The organism is Haloglomus halophilum (assembly GCF_024298885.1).
Taxonomy (GTDB): Archaea; Halobacteriota; Halobacteria; order Halobacteriales; family Haloarculaceae; genus Haloglomus; species Haloglomus halophilum.
Window position 1 is genome coordinate 2,231,582 of record NZ_CP101166.1, and the last position, 15,061, is coordinate 2,246,642.

Below are 15,061 nucleotides of genomic sequence, written 5' to 3' on the forward strand. Positions count from 1 at the left end.
CACGTACTCGTTCTGGGGTACATCCTGTACCTCCCTCTCGGGCCTCCTCGCTCGCTCCTGTCCCACTAATTTAACAACCCGGCTATATCCGGCAAAGCGGCGATAATCGCAAGATGGCGGCGGGGTGTAACGGTGTGGAACGGTCGATTTACGCGGTGGGTAAGGGGGTGAAACGGTCCGCGATGGGGTCTGATGCCATGCAGAGGCTGTGGTAGCGGGGAGTGAATGGGAACCTCTCGCACCGATCCACGGAACAGAATACAACACACCCCGTAACGGTTCAACGCCACTCCACAACGGTCTGAAAGTCCTAGAACCGAGATTTCCATTTATGCCCTCGAATCCAGTTGGGTTGGGTGACGACAATGAGTGTCCAGACAGAGCGGACGGCCGACGACGGCGATTCGAGTTCGAGTACAGAGGCGGACGCGGGCACGAGTATCTCGAAGGACGACGCGTTCCACATCCTGCAGAACTCCCGGCGCCGTGCGGTCCTGCGGTATCTCGCTGCCCACGACGAGGAGGAGCGGTTCGTGATGCGCGATCTCGCGGAGGAGGTCGCGGCGTGGGAGCACGATACGACGGTCCAGCAGCTGGTCTCGGACGAGCGCCAGCGGGTCTACATCGCGCTGTACCAGTCCCATCTCCCGAAGCTCGACGACCACGATATCATCGAGTACAACCAGTCCCGCGGGGTCGTCGAGCCGACCGAACTCGTCGACGCGCTCGCGCCCTACCTCGACGAGGGGCTCCACTCCGACACCGACCTCACCGTCGAGGCGGAGTCCGAGTCGACCGAGGCAGAGGGCGAGAGCATCACCGAGACGGTCTCTGCGCTCTTCTCCCGGTGACCCTGCTGCACACCGCGCTCACGGTGTGACCGAGCCCGGAGGCGTTGCCGGTCTGCCTGGAATTTTCTGGAAAACGGCGCTACAACTGGCTAACTCTACGAACCATTTGTAAAATCCGCGAGAGTACTGGCGAAAGTTGGTTATGGACAGATAGCTACCGACTCTGGTGGAGATTCCGACCGGTCGGCGCGGGGGCTCGGCGGTCGTGGGGTGCAGTGGTGAACCGCGCGCGGCGCGCGAGCGCGCCGTTACTCTCGAATCTCGATGCGGCCGGTGTTGAAGATCTCCACGTCGAACTCCTCGATGGAGAACTGGAACGGGCCGCCCTTGCGCAGGTCCCCGTTCGGCTGCGGCCGGAACATCCGGTCGAGCGCGTCGGGGTCGACGTACTCCTGGAACCGCGGGAGGAACTCTGTCGGGGAACTGTCGGCTGCGGCGGCGAGCGCGAGGGAGAGGGTCACCGTCAGCCCGTCCTCCTCGATGTCGTGGTGGGCGATGTAGAGCGTGCTCCCGTCCTCTACCTGCGCTACTTCCTCTATCACGTCGCCCGGGTCCGCCCGATCCAGGCTCGACGCGCCCCCCGGGGTCCTGCTACTTTCAGATGCCATCGTGGATTAGTTCTGGATTCACGTTGGCCCCTCGAACGTAAAAATCATCCAGCTATTCTCTGGTTCTGATAACAGTGCTGAACGCCCGGTAACCGTGGTCTCCCTTGCTACTCGCTCTTAGAGACGATACCCCGGCCAGTATCGAACGACACGATGCCCGCTCTGTCGAGCACGGGCAGGTCGACGAGGTACAGTTCCTCGTGAATATCGAACCAGGTCCGGTCGCTCGCCGACTCCGTATGCTCGTGTTCCCACTCGTGTACGGCGTCGGTCACCCGGTCGATGGTCACCTGTCCCTCGAGCCGTCCGAGAAGCGCGATGAGGTAGCTGTAGCGTGTTCCCGGCGGTCGGTCGGTAGCGGACTCCCCGCCTGCAGTGACCGCTGTCTCCTCCACGAACTCGGTCTCGGGTCGGGTGCAGTTTGACGCGATCATCGGTGAGAGCGGACGGTAGGTGATACAGTGGCATCGGCGCGGCCGCCGAGTGTGGACCCCTGCGGACATCGTCCTCACCTGCACTCTCGGCGACCAGGTCCTTTGTAATCGGCTGGATAACCCCCCACTCTGGTTTATACCACCCCGTGGCATTGTCTCCCAATAACAGGTATAGTATTTATTATATAATGTGTCCCAACACAGTGACAGACCCTCGCTCTGTGGCGGCTTCCGACAGAATTCGAGAACCGGTGAGACCCGTCCGACCGAACAGAACGAACTCTTGAGGCCGCTCTTCGTGATTCTGGACGTTCAGCCGACCTGTACCACCGGTTGCGGAGAACTGGTCAGTGGCGGTGACTGATGTTCCGATTCGGACTGTTTCATTATGATGGGTTAATGATATATTTCTACGGAATACATAATCTGCCGTCACTCCTAGGGAACACTCTTATCCGCGCGTCCCGCCAGCATCCACACGACCAATCGTTACCGCCTCCGATGACTCCCACTCTCCCCGCGCTCCCGCGTTCCTGGCACGCGATTCCTCGCCCACGACGGGCGGAGTCGCTCGGTCGTGGGTGCATCACGACCCTGCTCCCAGGTCACCAGCGGTCACGCTGTGACCGGGTGAACGGATAGGATGTCGGCCGACGCCCCCTCGATGCAGACCATCTCCTCGCTCGCGCTCCTGACACTCTGTGTGATCCTGTCAGCTGTGGTCTCGCCCCTCGCCCTGGGCGTTGCTGCGGGCGACCGAGAGGCCACGCAACCGGGTGCCGCTACGATGACTGCACCCGTTACCGCCCCATCCGCCACGACCACAGCCGCGTCGAGAACCACTCCCACGGCCTCTCCGACACCGGGTCCGACTCGTGACCAGGAGACCGCCACCGCCGAGAACGATGGCGGCATCACCAGAGTCGAGTACGGTGGGCCGGGTGTCGCCACGCGAGCCCGGGGCCGGACGTACGTCTGGGCCGACGGCGCGACCCTCATGAACGTGAGCGTCCAGCCCGTCGGCGAGCCCGGGGCACACGAACTCTGCCTGGCGCTGCGTGCCGACAACCGGACGGTCACCGACCACGGCTGTCGGACGGTCGAGGTCCGGTCCTACGGTGGTGCGGCCACGTTCGACATCCAGACGCTGGGGGCCAACGGCACCGGCAACCGGACGTTCCTGCTCTGGTTCAAGCGCTCGGGCGAGAGCGGGCGCGTCGACACGGCGACGGTCCCCATCGTCGCTATCGAGCGCGACGGCGACGTCGACGGCGACTCCCTCTCGAACGAGGAGGAGGCCAGCCGCGGGACCAGTCTCACCGACGCCGACACGGACTCCGACGGCCTGCTGGACGGGCCCGAGGTGATGCAGTACAACAGCTCCGCGACGGTCGCGGACACGGACGGCGACGGCGCACGCGATGGTGCGGAGGTCGAGGCCGGAAGCGACCCCGGCGACCCGGATACGGACGGTGACGGGCTTCTCGACGGCGAGGAGATGAACCACTACGGAACCGACCCGACGGCCGCTGACACGGACGGCGACGGCCTCTCGGACTGGGAGGAGGTGAAGCGGTACGGCACCGACCCGACAGAGAAGGACTCGGATAGCGACGGCCTCACGGACCAGCAGGAGGTGGCCCAGTACGGCACCGACCCGACGGTCGCGGACACGGACGGCGACGGTATCGACGACGGGAAGGAGGTCGAACAGGGTACCGACCCACTCGAGAAGACGACCGACACGTCCGGCGGTAGATTCCCCGTCGACCGGAACGCGACGATGTTCATCGGGCTGGGCATCCTCCTCGCGGTCGGCGGCATCGTCGTGTACGGCCGGCTCGATGGTGACTGGCCGGGAATCGACGGCTTCGATGGTACCGACGCGCCGTCGGCCGGTGGCGGTACCGGTGGCTCGGACGATCCGAGCCACGCTGCCCACGCCGACACGGACGCCGCTGCGTCGTCGGGCGACTCGCCGCCCGGCGCCGACACGACGGACGGCGCGGCGGCCGCTGGCACCGAGATGCCCGACCCCGACCTCCTCTCACCGGAGCAGTACATCAGCCGGCTCGTCGAGGTCAACGGCGGCTACATGAAACAGAGCGACATCGTCGACCAGGTCGACTGGTCGAAGGCGACGGTGAGTCGACGGCTCTCCTCGATGGAGGAGGACGGCGACATCGAGCGGACCCGCATGGGTCGCGGGAAGATCGTCACGCTCCCCGGCGTGGAACTCGACGAGTAGTTCCGGACCGTGGCCTGTCGCCGCTCGCCGGGGCCTGGCCGGTCAACTCCGGATGGATGAGAAGAAGCCCGCGATGCGCTCGCGTGCGCCCCCGCTCTCGCCCCCCTCCGCCCCCTGCTCGGAGGCGTCGGGCGCTGCCACGCCGCTGCTCGACACCGACCCTTCGCTTTTCTCGGGAGTCGTCCCGGTCTCGGAAGTGACCGCCGCTCCCCCGTCTTCGCGCTCGCTCCCGGTTCCGTTCTCGTCTTGCCCGGTCGAGTCGTCCCCCGCGACATCCCGGAGCAGAACCACGCGCTCACCGGCGTCCTCGCCGGCGTCCTCTTCCGAGGGACTCGAGCGTGCCCGGCAGCTCCGGCACTCCGAGATGTTCCCCTCGTTGTCCCCGAACACGCGCACGTAGTCGTCGGTCACGAACCCGCCACAGCTTGTACATTCGGCCATACGTATCGAACCCTCGTACCAGTTCCATCGGACAGGTACGGATTTACTATGTAGCCGCTAAGACGGCGTGTCGCTGCCCGGTGATGCCGTGGTCGAGTGGCGGATGGTGCCGACGCGCCGTTCGTCGGGTGACGTGTCGGGGTCGGGCGGCATGTCAGGTGCAGGCGACGTGTCGGGCTCGGACGGCGTGACACGGGCGATGATGGCGCCCTCGTTCTCGTAGACGACCTCGTACCGGTCGGAGGCGGCCAGCGAGTCCCGCATCCCGGGGGCCTGCTGGTGGGTCATCCCGCGGACGGTGTAGTGGCCCTTCGGGACGTAGACGTAGTCGGGCTGGGCGCCACTCGCCGCGAGCGAGGCGGTGATACAGGCGGCCCGGTCACACTGCGAGACGCGCTCGAACTGCTGGATCTGTTGCCGGTACCGGGCGGGCTCGGTCCACTCGACCCCCCACTGCCCCACGAGGATGGTCCGGTCGGTGAACAGCGGGAACCACTCCGCCCCATCGCCCAGCACCACGAAGTCGGCACCGGGCTCGGTCTCGGCGGCGGCCCACGCCATCGCCTCGCGGTCCGCGCCGTCGATGAAGGCGGGCTGTGAGCGGTCGCCGTCGTGCGTGTCGAGCGCGCCCGCCGCGAACGCCGAGCCGGTCGCCCCGGCCGAGAGCACCAGCAACGCGACCGCTCCGATTTCGACTGCGCGACGGTGGTCTCGGCCGAGTCGTGACGCGGCGGCCAGTCGCCGAATCGCCGGGAGGCCGACCTCGAAGAACAGCAGCGCCGTCAGCATCGCGCCGGCGACGAAGATGAATCGGGGTTTGCCCATGAAGTAGCCGCCGGCGAACAGCCACGCCGGGAGCAGGTACCGCTCGGTGGCGAGCGCGTAGGCGGCGCCGAGGTAGGCCGCGCCGAAGACGACCACCTCCATCCCGAGGTCGATGGGGTAGACGAACTCCGAGAGCAGGCGCGCGGGGCCGCCGAACAGCCCGCCGTGGGTCCCTGAGGCGTCGAGGAAGATGTCGACGCCGTGGGTGGCGACGACCTGCAGGAGCCACGGGGTCGCGATGACCACGCCCCCGCTGGCGACGGCCGCGCCGAACAGCAGCCCACGGGGCGACCGCGAGAGCCCGGCGAACAGGAGGAGGTAGCTCAGGCCGAAGAACACCGCGTACGTCGGGTGCGCGAGGACCGTCAGCCCGAACAGGGCCGTCGCGGGCAGGAGCCAGCGTGGGTCCTCGGTCCGGAACAGCCGGACGCCGACGGCGGCGCCCGTGATGGCCAGGAGGAACGCCAGCCCGCGGACGATGCCGCCCGCCGAGAGGTGCCACTGGAGGACGGCCGGCGTCCCGGCGAACAGGAGCGTCGCGACTCCACCCCGGCGCGGGGAGCCCAGCAGGTCCGTCGCCAGGACGTAGTACGGGACCAGCGTCGCCGTGACGAACAGCCCCGGCACGAAGCGGCTGTACGCGATGGCGCCGACGCCGGTCAGGTCGCGGCTGAGGGCCGCGAGGTAGAACGCCAGCGGCGGGTACGCGAACGGGACCCCGCCCGCCGTGTAGCCGGGGATGGTCGCCGGGAGCCCGTAGCCGTGGCTGCTGATGGACTCGGCGATCTTGAGGTAGAGCCCGGCGCCGTACGCGGGGTACGGGTGCGTTGCGAGGTACAGCAGGTAGATGCAGAGGCTGGTGGCCACCGCCGAGGTGAGCCAGAACCGGTCGTCGAGCGAGAGCACGACGACCCGGTCGGCGAGGCGGCGCCACCGACGGGTGCTGGTTCCTGTCGACATGTGAGACTCGGGGTGGTGGGGAGAGGGACCGGAGGAGTTTGCTTATCCGGGGGGTAAGCGCCAGTGTTCGCCGTGGTGGAGCGTTCCGCCCCCGGAACGGTGGCTCACTGCCGCTCCAGCTCGACCGGCCGGTGGAGGTCGACCGTCCACGCAGACCAGTAGGCCTCGGCCGCGCTCCACACCACGAGCGTCACGACGATGGTGACCAGGGCCGCGAGGTGGATGCGACTCATCCACGCCGGGAGGACGTACATCACGGCGTTGGCCGTCGGCCCGTCGAAGAGGCCCGCGATGGCGTTCCGGGCGGGCTCGAGCGGCCCGCCGTCGCTCCCGCCGGACCCGGGTTCGCTCGCGCCCCCGGCACTCGCGTTCGTCTGCTCGCCGAGATCGGCCCGCTGTGCGCTGGGCCCGCCGGTGCTCTCGTCGCCCGTCTCGAGGCGCTCGGCCTCGTACGGGAACGCGACATCCATCGACCACGTCACCTTGCCCGCGTCGTTCACCTCGACCACGCGGTTGCCGTTCGAGTCCGTCACGAGGGTGTGGCCGTTCGGGAGTCGGTCGCCGTCCCGTGGCCACTGGAGCTGTCGGTCGCTCCACGCCCAGCTCTCGGTCCACCGGCCCTCCTCGCGCTGGTACTCGACGAGGCGGTTGTTCTCGGAGTCGGCGACGATGACCGCCGGCCCGCCCTGCGCCTCGGGGATGTAGTCGGGATTATGCTGCTCGTACAGCCGCGAGTGGTTGCCGTCGCTGCCGAGCGTCCACTCCTCCTGCAGTCCCGTCTCGCGCTCGAGGAAGACGACCTGGTCGTGGTTCCGGAGGCTGACCATGATGCGCCCGTCGTCGAGCACCTCCACGTCGTTGAGGTGGGTCCAGTCCTCGGGGTAGGGGCCGCCGCTCTCGGCGACGTCGTACTCGCTCCGGGCGTCCCACGACCACGTCACCAGTCCGGTCGTGGTGTTGACGACGTAGACGCGGTCGCGCCCGATGTCGGCCACGACGAGGTGGTCCTCGTCGAGGCGGTCCACGTCGTGCCAGCGGGTCGAGTGCTTGCCGGGCGTGACACGGCTGTAGACGGACGTCACCTCTCCGGTCTCCAGATTCACGCGCTCGACGCCGTTGCGCGTACAGACCGACTCCCCGCCGCACGCCTCGGGCGTGAGGTGGTCGGCGTAGACGTACTCCACCGTCGCCGCCTCGCCCTCGACGGGGTCCACGTCCCAGTACCGCGTGTGCGTGTCGTTGTAGTACGTGACCGTCCCGTTCGGGGCGACGGCGAACAGCTCCGCCGAGGCGCGGGGGCCCTCCCCATCCCGGCCGAGCCACGTGTTCGAGTCCGTCGCGACGACCGTCGTCCCGTCGGTGGGCGGTGCGACCTGCTGGCCCGTGCCGGTGACCTGTCCGGCGCCCCCATCCGAGGATGCGGCGAACCCGGTCACCAGCGTCCCGGCCGCGAGGAGGAGCACCGCCACGGCCAGCAGCCTGCCTGCGAGTCTTCGTCTCGTCACTGTGTGGGGGGTCGGTTCCGGATGGTTTTGCTACCGGGCGGGTAAGGCGCCCACCCCACCGGGGGGAGTCCCGGCCAGCCCACGGCGGCCTCGGGGTCGCTCGCGGTCGTTAGGTACTGCATAGTGATTGGTCGGGGACCGGAACGCCGACCGGATGGGAGCGGGGTCCCGCCTTCGAATCGGGCTGGTGCTGTGTGCGCTCGCCGTGGCTGTGGCGGCGCTGATTCTCGCCAGTCCGACCCTCGTCCGGCCGGCCGAGAGCGACGCCGGGTCCCGGACCCGCGAGGACGTGCGCCTCGTCACGGTCGACGACCACGAGCCGCGGCTCTGGGCGTACACCAGCCGGCAGAAGGACTTCGGGACCGCGACGCTCCCGATGAACGTCGTCGTCGAGGCGGACGCCGCGACGACCCGACGGGTCATCGCAGCCGACGCCGACCGGAACTGGACCGCCGAGGACCCCGAGGGCGAGTCCGTCGTCCTGAACGGGAGCGGCGTCGCGTGGTCCGACACCAGGGGTGCGACGCGCTACACCTACGTCGAGTACGGCGAGGGTGGCGGCCGCTGGATGGACGAGACCGCCCAGCTCCACGACGGGTCGTACCTCGGCGTGCGCGTCCACGCCCGGCTCTACGAGGTGACGGACGGCGACCAGTCCCTGACGGTCATGCAGGCCCACCAGGAGCACTGGGACTGGTTCCGCCTCCGGCACACGGTCGGGAGCGTCGCACGCGGCCAGTACGCCATCGAACACGAGTTCTACGGCACCGGTGTGGTATCGGACATGCGCCGAGCCCGCTTCGGCAACGGTGGCGCCAGCGACGCCGACGGCTGGGTCACGGTCGTCGATATCATGGACTGGCCCGTCCCGGACGACGAGTTCGCCGTGGCCGGGCTCTCGCTCGGACTGCTGCTCGTGGGTGCCCGGCGCGCCACCGTCACCGCGGCGCTCCGCGCGGTTGCCGAGCGCCGGCAGGCCACGACCGCACACGCGGCGCTGGTCACTATCCCGCTGCTCACGCCGCTCGTGATCCGGGTCGTGGCGGTCGAACTCGAGCGTGCGTTCCCGGCGCTCTCGCCGAAGGTCATCGCGGCACCGTGCTACCTCGCCCTCGCCGTCGGCCTTCCCGTGGCCGTCGGGCTGCTGGGCCGGCGGCTCCCCGCCGACGACGCGTTCACGGCCGCTGCCGTCGGGTTCGGTGCCGGCCTGCTGCTGGACTACGCATATCTCGGCATCGCCGCCCTCGATGTCGGGGTGGTCGCTCACCGGGCCGTTCTCCTGTTCGGTCTCGGCCTCATCGCGGCCGGCGGCGTCCGCTGGGCGGAGACGCCCGTCCACCGGTACCGCTATCGCGTCCCCGGTATCCTCGTCTGGGCGGGCGCACTCCTCTGGCCGCTCGCGGGGCTCTGAGACGACGGCCCGCGTTCGACCCTTCCGCTCTTTCACCCGGTTTACCGGGCCGGTAACAAGGAGCCCTGCCCACATCGCTTCGGGAACGACCAGCCGGTGTGGACCGCTGCGCGCCCTCCCCCCGGCTACTCGCCAGCAGACCACGGAGCACGATGGATTCGACCCACCCACAGTCCAAGAGCGGTTCCGAGTCGACAGTCAGCCGCCGCCGCGTCCTCGGTGCCCTCGGCGGTGGCACCCTCGCGGCCAGCGCCGGCTGTGTCCGGCAGGTCGGCGCGCTGATGACCCGCGAGGCGCCCGAGCAGCTCTCGCTCACCATCAAGACCGTCCCCGCCGACGCCGACCCGCGGGCCATCCGCATCGCCCGTTTCCTCGCGAAGCGCCTGCAGGCCGTCGGCATCGAGGTCAACGTCACCCCGATGTCGAACGAGGTGCTGTTGCGCGATGTCCTGCTGAACCACGCGTTCGACGTCTTCGTCGCGCCGATGCGGGGCCGGCCGGACCCGGACTTCCTCCGCCCGCTCCTGCACTCGCGGTTCGGTGCCGAACCGGGCACACAGAACCCGTACGGGTACGCCAACCTCGATGTCGACGCGCTGCTGGAGCGCCAGCGGGCCCAGACCGGGAAGCGTCGCCGGAAGACGCTCGCCCGCCTCCAGCGCTCGGTCGTCCGCGACCAGCCGTTCTCGGTGGTGGCGTTCCCCGACGAGATCCGCGTCACCCGTGCGGACGGGTACGCGGGCTGGGAGCAACGGCCCATCCACACGCCGCTGGGCTACCTCGGCCTCGACCGTGACGCCGCCGGCACCGCCGACCGGCTGTCGGGCACCACCAGCGACGACGAACGCGCCCTCCGGATGACGCTCACCGATTCGCGCCCGACGGAGAGCCTCAACCCGCTCGCTCCCGAGTTCCGCGCCAGCGGCACGGTCACGGGTCTCCTGTACGACCCGCTGGGGCGGTGGGTCGACGGGCAGGTCCGGCCGTGGCTCGCGTCGTCGTGGACGTGGAGTCGGCCGCCGGACGCGCCGGGGCCGGTGGCGACGGTCGAACTCCGCGAGGACCTCACCTGGCACGACGGGACCGACCTCACCGCGTCGGACGTGGCGTTCACCTACCGCCTGCTCGCTGACACCTCGCTCGGGCGCCTCGAGAGCCCGGTGCCGGCGCCCCGGTTCCGCGGCCTCGGCTCGCTCGTCACCGACGCCGAGGCCGTCGACGAGCGGACGGTCCGGCTCTCGTTCGTCCCCAGTTCACGGCCGGTCGCGGCCCGGAGCCTGACGGCACCGGTCCTCCCGGAGCACGTCTGGGAGACGAAGGCGAAGCAGGCGACTGTGGTGGGGCTGGACCCGAACGGCGCGGTGACGCAGGCGCTGGTCTGGTCGAACCCGGACCCGGTCGGGAGCGGACCCCTCCGGCTCGAGCGCCGTCGCCCCCGGGAGTCGCTGGTGTTCGCGCGCAACGAGGACCACTTCCTCACCCGCGACGGGCTGGCCGACCACCTCGCGCCGTTCGCCGGGGGGTTCACCCCGGACCAGCTCGCCTTCACGGTCGTGCCGTCGGGTGGGGCGGCGGTGGAGCTGGTCCGGGCCGGCGACGCCGATGCCACCGCCTCCGGCGTGATGCCGGCCGATGTCCCCGAGGTCGGCCGCTCCGACGAGTTGAACCTCCACGTCACCCGGCCGCGGACGTGCTACCAGGTCGGCTACAACGTCCGCCGCGGGGCGCTGAGCAGCCCCCGGTTCCGGCGTGCGGTCGGGCGCCTGCTCGACAAGCAGCATCTCACGCGCGAGGTGTTCGAGCGCTACGGGGAGCCGGCGGCGAGTCCGCTGGCCCGACACCGGTCGGTGGCGCCCAGCCTCGTCTGGAACGGACGAGACCCGGAGCTCCCGTTCCCGGGTGAGGGCGGTCGGCTCGACGTCGAGCGGGCTCGCGAGGCGTTCCGGGAGGCGGGGTATCGCTACTCGAGCGACGGCGACCTGCTCGGGACCTGACCCGTGAGCCTGGCCGAGTCGCTCGTCGTCGTCCTCGGCGGTGTGGTGCTCCTGAACGCCGGCGCCGCCGCCCTCGTCCTCCATCGGGAGCGTCCCGGTGACCTCCGAACACGGCTCCGCGAGGCAGCGCCGTATCTGGGCTTCCTCGGCGGCGTCCTCGCCGTCAACAAGGTCGCTCGCGAGTACGGTCCGGAGCTGTCGTGGGTCGTCGGCTGGAACATCACCCACCGCATCTACAGCATCGAGGGGACGTTCGTCGCCCACATCCAGTCGGTCGCCACCCCGTGGCTGACGACCTACTTCTCGGCGGTCTACCTGTTCGGCTACACCGTCCTGCTCACGTTCCCGTTCCTCGCGTACCTGCTCCATCCGCAGCTTCGGTACCTGAAGCGGGCGGCGGTCGCCTTCGGGCTGAACTACGGGCTCGGGGTGGTCTGCTACACGCTGTTCGTCTCCTACGGCCCCCGGAACCGGATCCCCGACGCGGTCGAGCCGCTCCTCTACGCGGCGTATCCGCGGGCACAGATCGTCACGAGCCAGGTGAACGCCAACACGAACGTCTTCCCCTCGCTCCACACCTCGCTGTCCGTGACGGTGGCACTGCTCGCGTGGCGGACCCGCCGGCGCTATCCCCGCTGGACCGCCATCGCCGTCCCGCTGGCGGCCAGCGTCGTCGTCTCGACGATGTACCTCGGCATCCACTGGGCGACCGACGTGGTCGCCGGCATCGCCCTCGGCGTGGGGAGTGTCCTCGTCGCGGAGTGGCTGGTCGAGTAGGCGGGCGTCGCTGGTAGGTCGGTACGGTTCGCTCGCCGGCCCGTCAGGTTTCGGTCGCGTCCCGTTCGGCGGCCTCGATGGCCGCGGCGATATCCGACGGGTCGACCGTCATCCGGAGACAGGTCTTGCAGGGCGAGTGGCTCCGTTCGCGTGCCTCGCGTCGGGTCAGCGTCAGCCAGTCCTCGTCGTCGAGTGCGCCGCCGCCCCCACACGCCGGGAGCCCGTCCGCGTCGACCTCGTGGTAGGCGTACGAGCCATCGACCGTCCGACTCGGCAGGAGGAGCACGTCGTCGTCGTCGTCGCGCGGGTCGGCTTCGGCACTCCGGACCCGCTCTTCCCGGGTCGGGGACCGGGTGGTGGGACCGTCACAGCGGTGGGTGCTCAGCTTCACGCGGTACTCCCCGCAATCGGGGCACTGGTCGAACACCGCATTCAGGTCTCTCATATCCGGCTCCTGTCCGTCGAACCTGATTATTACGCGCCGGGTAGCCGCAAAGGGCTGCGAACGCGGGAGCCGTGGCTGTCCCTGGACGGCGTTATCGTGTGGTGCTGGCAGTCCCTGGACGGCGCTATCCCGTGGCGCTCTCGGAGGGCTTCTGGTGGCCCGGACCAGTCACTGCGCGTCCTTGATATCCATGTAGGACCCACGAGTGGCCGATATCCAGGCGTCGTCGTCACCACTGGAGGGGTCGCGGACGACCAGTTCGTCGGGGTCGAACGACACCGGGACGTCGAGCTTCTCGGGGTTGAACGTGTACCGGAGGGTGAACCTGGGCCAGTCGGCCGAGGTGTCCGTCTCGAGTGGCTCCTGACTACTCACGCTGCTCACCACCGGTGGCGGCGTCGCGAGCGTGTCGGTCGGCCAGGGTGGGGACGGTTCGACGGTCCGCTCGGTCGTCGTGGCGGGCGGCGGTCGGGGATGGGGGGCGCACGTCGGTCACGTCTACACGAACCCATCGTAGAGACATATACTCTCGCCGAAACGTTGGTAACCGCAACCGCTTACCGACTGGTAGGGAGATGGGCAACAACAACTAAAGGCTCTGGAACGAACGGGGAGCGAACCCACTCCGCCGCGAGCCGCGATGGAACTACCACTCAATCGATATGTCAATTGGAACTGATGCCATCCACGTCTTCTACGTCGGCCCCCGTCCAGCGGCGGTCACCTCGCTCCCGGGCTCGAAGGTCGGCGACGCGACCTTCCTGACCAGCGTCGCGGCCGAGACGGACGTGGCGGTCTCGAAGCTGACGCGCTCGGCGGTCGACTGTGTCGTCTGCGACGAACAGCTGCTCGACCCGAAGACGTGGGCGTTCCTCCACCGGCTCGACGACCGCTTCCTCGATATCCCGGTCATCATCCAGACCGACGGGACCGGGACGGACGTCCCCGAAGCGCTGTACGATGCGGTGAGTCCCGGCGAGGAGCCCGAGGCGCTGGCGGCGGTCATCCTCGACCTCGTCGGGGCCGACGAGGAGAGTGCGCCCTTCGCGGGCGACGCGGTCACCGACCTGCTGGACCGGGCCGAGGAGTACGTCGCGCACGTCGAGCGGGACGGCACCGTCCGGATGGTGAACGCCTCGGCCACCGCCCAGCACGGCCTCCCCCGCGAGGAGATCGTGGGGAAGCAGCTCGGCGACCTCGTCGACGACGCGACCGATATCATGGCGGCCGGACGGAAGGTACTCGAGACGGGCGAGGGCCGGGAACTCCACGACGAACAGGACGGACGCCACTTCACCGCGACCTTCGAGCCGGTCGCCGACGACATGTTCGAGGTGGTCGTGCGCGATGTCACCGCCACCAGGCGGGCCGAGCAGGCGTTCCGCGAGGAGCGGGCGTTCCTCGAGTCGGTCATCGACAGCCTCAGCGAGGTGTTCTTCGTGCTGGACCTGGAGTTCCGCTTCGTCCGGTGGAACGACCGTGTCAACGAGGTGACCGGCTGGGGGGACGAGGAACTCCAGGGCGCGAGCGCGCTGGAGTTCTTCAGCACGGCGGGGGCCGAACGTGCCGCCGAGCGGCTCCAGGAGGTCGTCTCGGAGGGCCAGGCGACCGCCGAACTCGAGGTCGTCGGCGACACGGACGCCGACCCGGTCCCGTTCGAGTTCACCTCCTCGCTGGTCCGCGACGAGACGGGCGAGCCCCGCTACATCTGCGGTATCGGGCGCGACATCTCCGAGCGCCGGGCCACGCAGGCAGAGCTGGACGAGGCCATCTCGGAGCTGGAGCGCTCGAACGCCGAACTGGAGCAGTTCGCCTACGTCGCCTCCCACGACCTGAAGGAACCACTCCGGATGGTGTCGAGCTACCTCCAGTTGCTGGACCGCCGGTACAAGGACGACCTCGACGAGGACGCACAGGAGTTCGTCGAGTTCGCCGTCGACGGTGCCGAGCGGATGCAGGATATGATCCGTGACCTGCTGGAGTACTCGCGTGTGGGCCGGCGCGACAGGGGGTTCGAGGAGGTCGAGCTGGAGCGGGTCCTCGAGACCGCCCAGCAGAACCTCGAGGTCGCCATCGACGAGAGCGACGCCACGGTCGAGGTCGGGGACCTCCCCACCATCGAGGGCGAGCGGAGCCAGCTGGTCGAACTGTTCCAGAACCTCCTCAGCAACGCCATCAGGTACCGCAGCGACGCGACCCCGCACGTCGAGGTGGACGCGACCCGCGAGGACGACCACTGGCTGTTCACGGTCACGGACAACGGGCGTGGTATCCCCGAGGACCGCATCGACCGGGTGTTCGACCTGTTCTACCGGTCGGACGTCCAGGAATCGACGGGTATCGGGCTCGCCCTGGTGAAGAAGATCGCCGAGCGTCACGGCGGCGCCATCAGCGTCGAGTCCACGCCCGGCGAGGGAACGACGTTCTCCATCAGGTTACCGGAGGAAGAGTGACGACCCGCGTCAGGCCGTGTGCCAGAGCCTCCCGCGAGTCGCCGCCCCGCGGCCTCGACCGTGCGACATCCGCCCGGATGGGGCGTGTGTACGATTCGGTCACGTACCC

The 15,061-nt window shown here is 69.0% G+C and carries 14 protein-coding genes; 6 read left to right on the forward strand and 8 right to left on the reverse strand.

Features of this window, described 5'->3' with window-relative positions; genetic code table 11:
• Window positions 1–365: 365 nt before the first annotated feature.
• The gene (locus tag NL114_RS10765) at window positions 366–851 is read left to right on the forward strand and encodes a DUF7344 domain-containing protein (RefSeq protein WP_254820921.1); all 486 of its coding nucleotides are present in this window, start codon (window positions 366–368) and stop codon (window positions 849–851) included.
• A 248-nt stretch (window positions 852–1,099) separates the two neighbouring features.
• On the opposite strand, the gene NL114_RS10770 is transcribed toward NL114_RS10765, so the two are convergent.
• The gene (locus tag NL114_RS10770) at window positions 1,100–1,393 is read right to left on the reverse strand and encodes a HalOD1 output domain-containing protein (RefSeq protein ID WP_254820922.1); all 294 of its coding nucleotides are present in this window, start codon (window positions 1,391–1,393) and stop codon (window positions 1,100–1,102) included.
• Window positions 1,394–1,566: 173 nt separating this feature from the next.
• On the reverse strand, window positions 1,567–1,893 hold the full coding sequence (locus NL114_RS10775) for a DUF7344 domain-containing protein (RefSeq protein ID WP_254820923.1): 327 nt from the start codon (window positions 1,891–1,893) through the stop codon (window positions 1,567–1,569).
• A 643-nt stretch (window positions 1,894–2,536) separates the two neighbouring features.
• On the opposite strand from NL114_RS10775, the gene NL114_RS10780 reads away from it, so the two are divergent.
• Window positions 2,537–4,141 carry a helix-turn-helix transcriptional regulator gene (locus NL114_RS10780; RefSeq protein WP_254820924.1) on the forward strand — a complete coding sequence of 535 codons (1,605 nt, stop codon included), beginning with the start codon at window positions 2,537–2,539 and terminating at the stop codon, window positions 4,139–4,141.
• 42 nt (window positions 4,142–4,183) lie between these two features.
• Here the strand turns inward: NL114_RS10780 and NL114_RS10785 are convergent, their stop codons facing one another.
• From NL114_RS10785 to NL114_RS10795, 3 genes are all read right to left on the reverse strand, one after another.
• Window positions 4,184–4,582, reverse strand: a complete 399-nt coding sequence (locus NL114_RS10785) for a DUF7563 family protein (protein WP_254820925.1) — start codon at window positions 4,580–4,582, stop codon at window positions 4,184–4,186.
• 57 nt (window positions 4,583–4,639) lie between these two features.
• Window positions 4,640–6,367, reverse strand: a complete 1,728-nt coding sequence (locus tag NL114_RS10790; RefSeq protein WP_254820926.1) for a glycosyltransferase family protein — start codon at window positions 6,365–6,367, stop codon at window positions 4,640–4,642.
• A 104-nt stretch (window positions 6,368–6,471) separates the two neighbouring features.
• The gene (locus NL114_RS10795) at window positions 6,472–7,872 is read right to left on the reverse strand and encodes an aryl-sulfate sulfotransferase (protein WP_254820927.1); all 1,401 of its coding nucleotides are present in this window, start codon (window positions 7,870–7,872) and stop codon (window positions 6,472–6,474) included.
• Window positions 7,873–8,026: 154 nt separating this feature from the next.
• On the opposite strand from NL114_RS10795, the gene NL114_RS10800 reads away from it, so the two are divergent.
• The 3 genes from NL114_RS10800 to NL114_RS10810 all read left to right on the forward strand — a co-directional run bounded on the left by NL114_RS10800 (window position 8,027) and on the right by NL114_RS10810 (window position 12,054).
• Window positions 8,027–9,283: a hypothetical protein gene (locus NL114_RS10800; protein WP_254820928.1), complete on the forward strand. Its 1,257-nt coding sequence runs from the start codon at window positions 8,027–8,029 to the stop codon at window positions 9,281–9,283.
• Window positions 9,284–9,435: 152 nt separating this feature from the next.
• Window positions 9,436–11,277, forward strand: coding sequence for an ABC transporter substrate-binding protein (locus NL114_RS10805; protein WP_254820929.1), 1,842 nt, complete (start codon window positions 9,436–9,438; stop codon window positions 11,275–11,277).
• 3 nt (window positions 11,278–11,280) lie between these two features.
• Entirely contained in the window at window positions 11,281–12,054 is a 774-nt protein-coding gene (locus tag NL114_RS10810) for a phosphatase PAP2 family protein (protein WP_254820930.1), read from the forward strand.
• Window positions 12,055–12,097: 43 nt separating this feature from the next.
• Here the strand turns inward: NL114_RS10810 and NL114_RS10815 are convergent, their stop codons facing one another.
• The 3 genes from NL114_RS10815 to NL114_RS21640 all read right to left on the reverse strand — a co-directional run bounded on the left by NL114_RS10815 (window position 12,098) and on the right by NL114_RS21640 (window position 12,995).
• Complete coding sequence (locus NL114_RS10815; RefSeq protein ID WP_254820931.1) at window positions 12,098–12,499, reverse strand: hypothetical protein; 402 nt, start codon at window positions 12,497–12,499, stop codon at window positions 12,098–12,100.
• Window positions 12,500–12,667: 168 nt separating this feature from the next.
• Window positions 12,668–12,874: a hypothetical protein gene (locus NL114_RS10820; protein ID WP_254820932.1), complete on the reverse strand. Its 207-nt coding sequence runs from the start codon at window positions 12,872–12,874 to the stop codon at window positions 12,668–12,670.
• Window positions 12,867–12,995 carry a hypothetical protein gene (locus tag NL114_RS21640; protein ID WP_286671068.1) on the reverse strand — a complete coding sequence of 43 codons (129 nt, stop codon included), beginning with the start codon at window positions 12,993–12,995 and terminating at the stop codon, window positions 12,867–12,869. The genes NL114_RS10820 and NL114_RS21640 overlap by 8 nt, the downstream gene beginning before the upstream one ends.
• Before the next feature lie 166 nt (window positions 12,996–13,161).
• Between NL114_RS21640 and NL114_RS10825 the strand changes: the two genes are divergently transcribed.
• Window positions 13,162–14,952, forward strand: coding sequence for a sensor histidine kinase (locus NL114_RS10825; protein ID WP_254820933.1), 1,791 nt, complete (start codon window positions 13,162–13,164; stop codon window positions 14,950–14,952).
• Window positions 14,953–15,061: the final 109 nt, after the last annotated feature.

Coding starts and splice junctions, on each gene's coding strand:
- NL114_RS10765 (WP_254820921.1), top strand. CDS start 366: ATGAGTGTCCAGACAGAGCGGACGGCCGACGACGGCGATTCGAGTTCG.
- NL114_RS10775 (WP_254820923.1), bottom strand. CDS start 1,893: ATGATCGCGTCAAACTGCACCCGACCCGAGACCGAGTTCGTGGAGGAG.
- NL114_RS10780 (WP_254820924.1), top strand. CDS start 2,537: ATGTCGGCCGACGCCCCCTCGATGCAGACCATCTCCTCGCTCGCGCTC.
- NL114_RS10785 (WP_254820925.1), bottom strand. CDS start 4,582: ATGGCCGAATGTACAAGCTGTGGCGGGTTCGTGACCGACGACTACGTG.
- NL114_RS10790 (WP_254820926.1), bottom strand. CDS start 6,367: ATGTCGACAGGAACCAGCACCCGTCGGTGGCGCCGCCTCGCCGACCGG.
- NL114_RS10800 (WP_254820928.1), top strand. CDS start 8,027: ATGGGAGCGGGGTCCCGCCTTCGAATCGGGCTGGTGCTGTGTGCGCTC.
- NL114_RS10805 (WP_254820929.1), top strand. CDS start 9,436: ATGGATTCGACCCACCCACAGTCCAAGAGCGGTTCCGAGTCGACAGTC.
- NL114_RS10815 (WP_254820931.1), bottom strand. CDS start 12,499: ATGAGAGACCTGAATGCGGTGTTCGACCAGTGCCCCGATTGCGGGGAG.
- NL114_RS10825 (WP_254820933.1), top strand. CDS start 13,162: ATGTCAATTGGAACTGATGCCATCCACGTCTTCTACGTCGGCCCCCGT.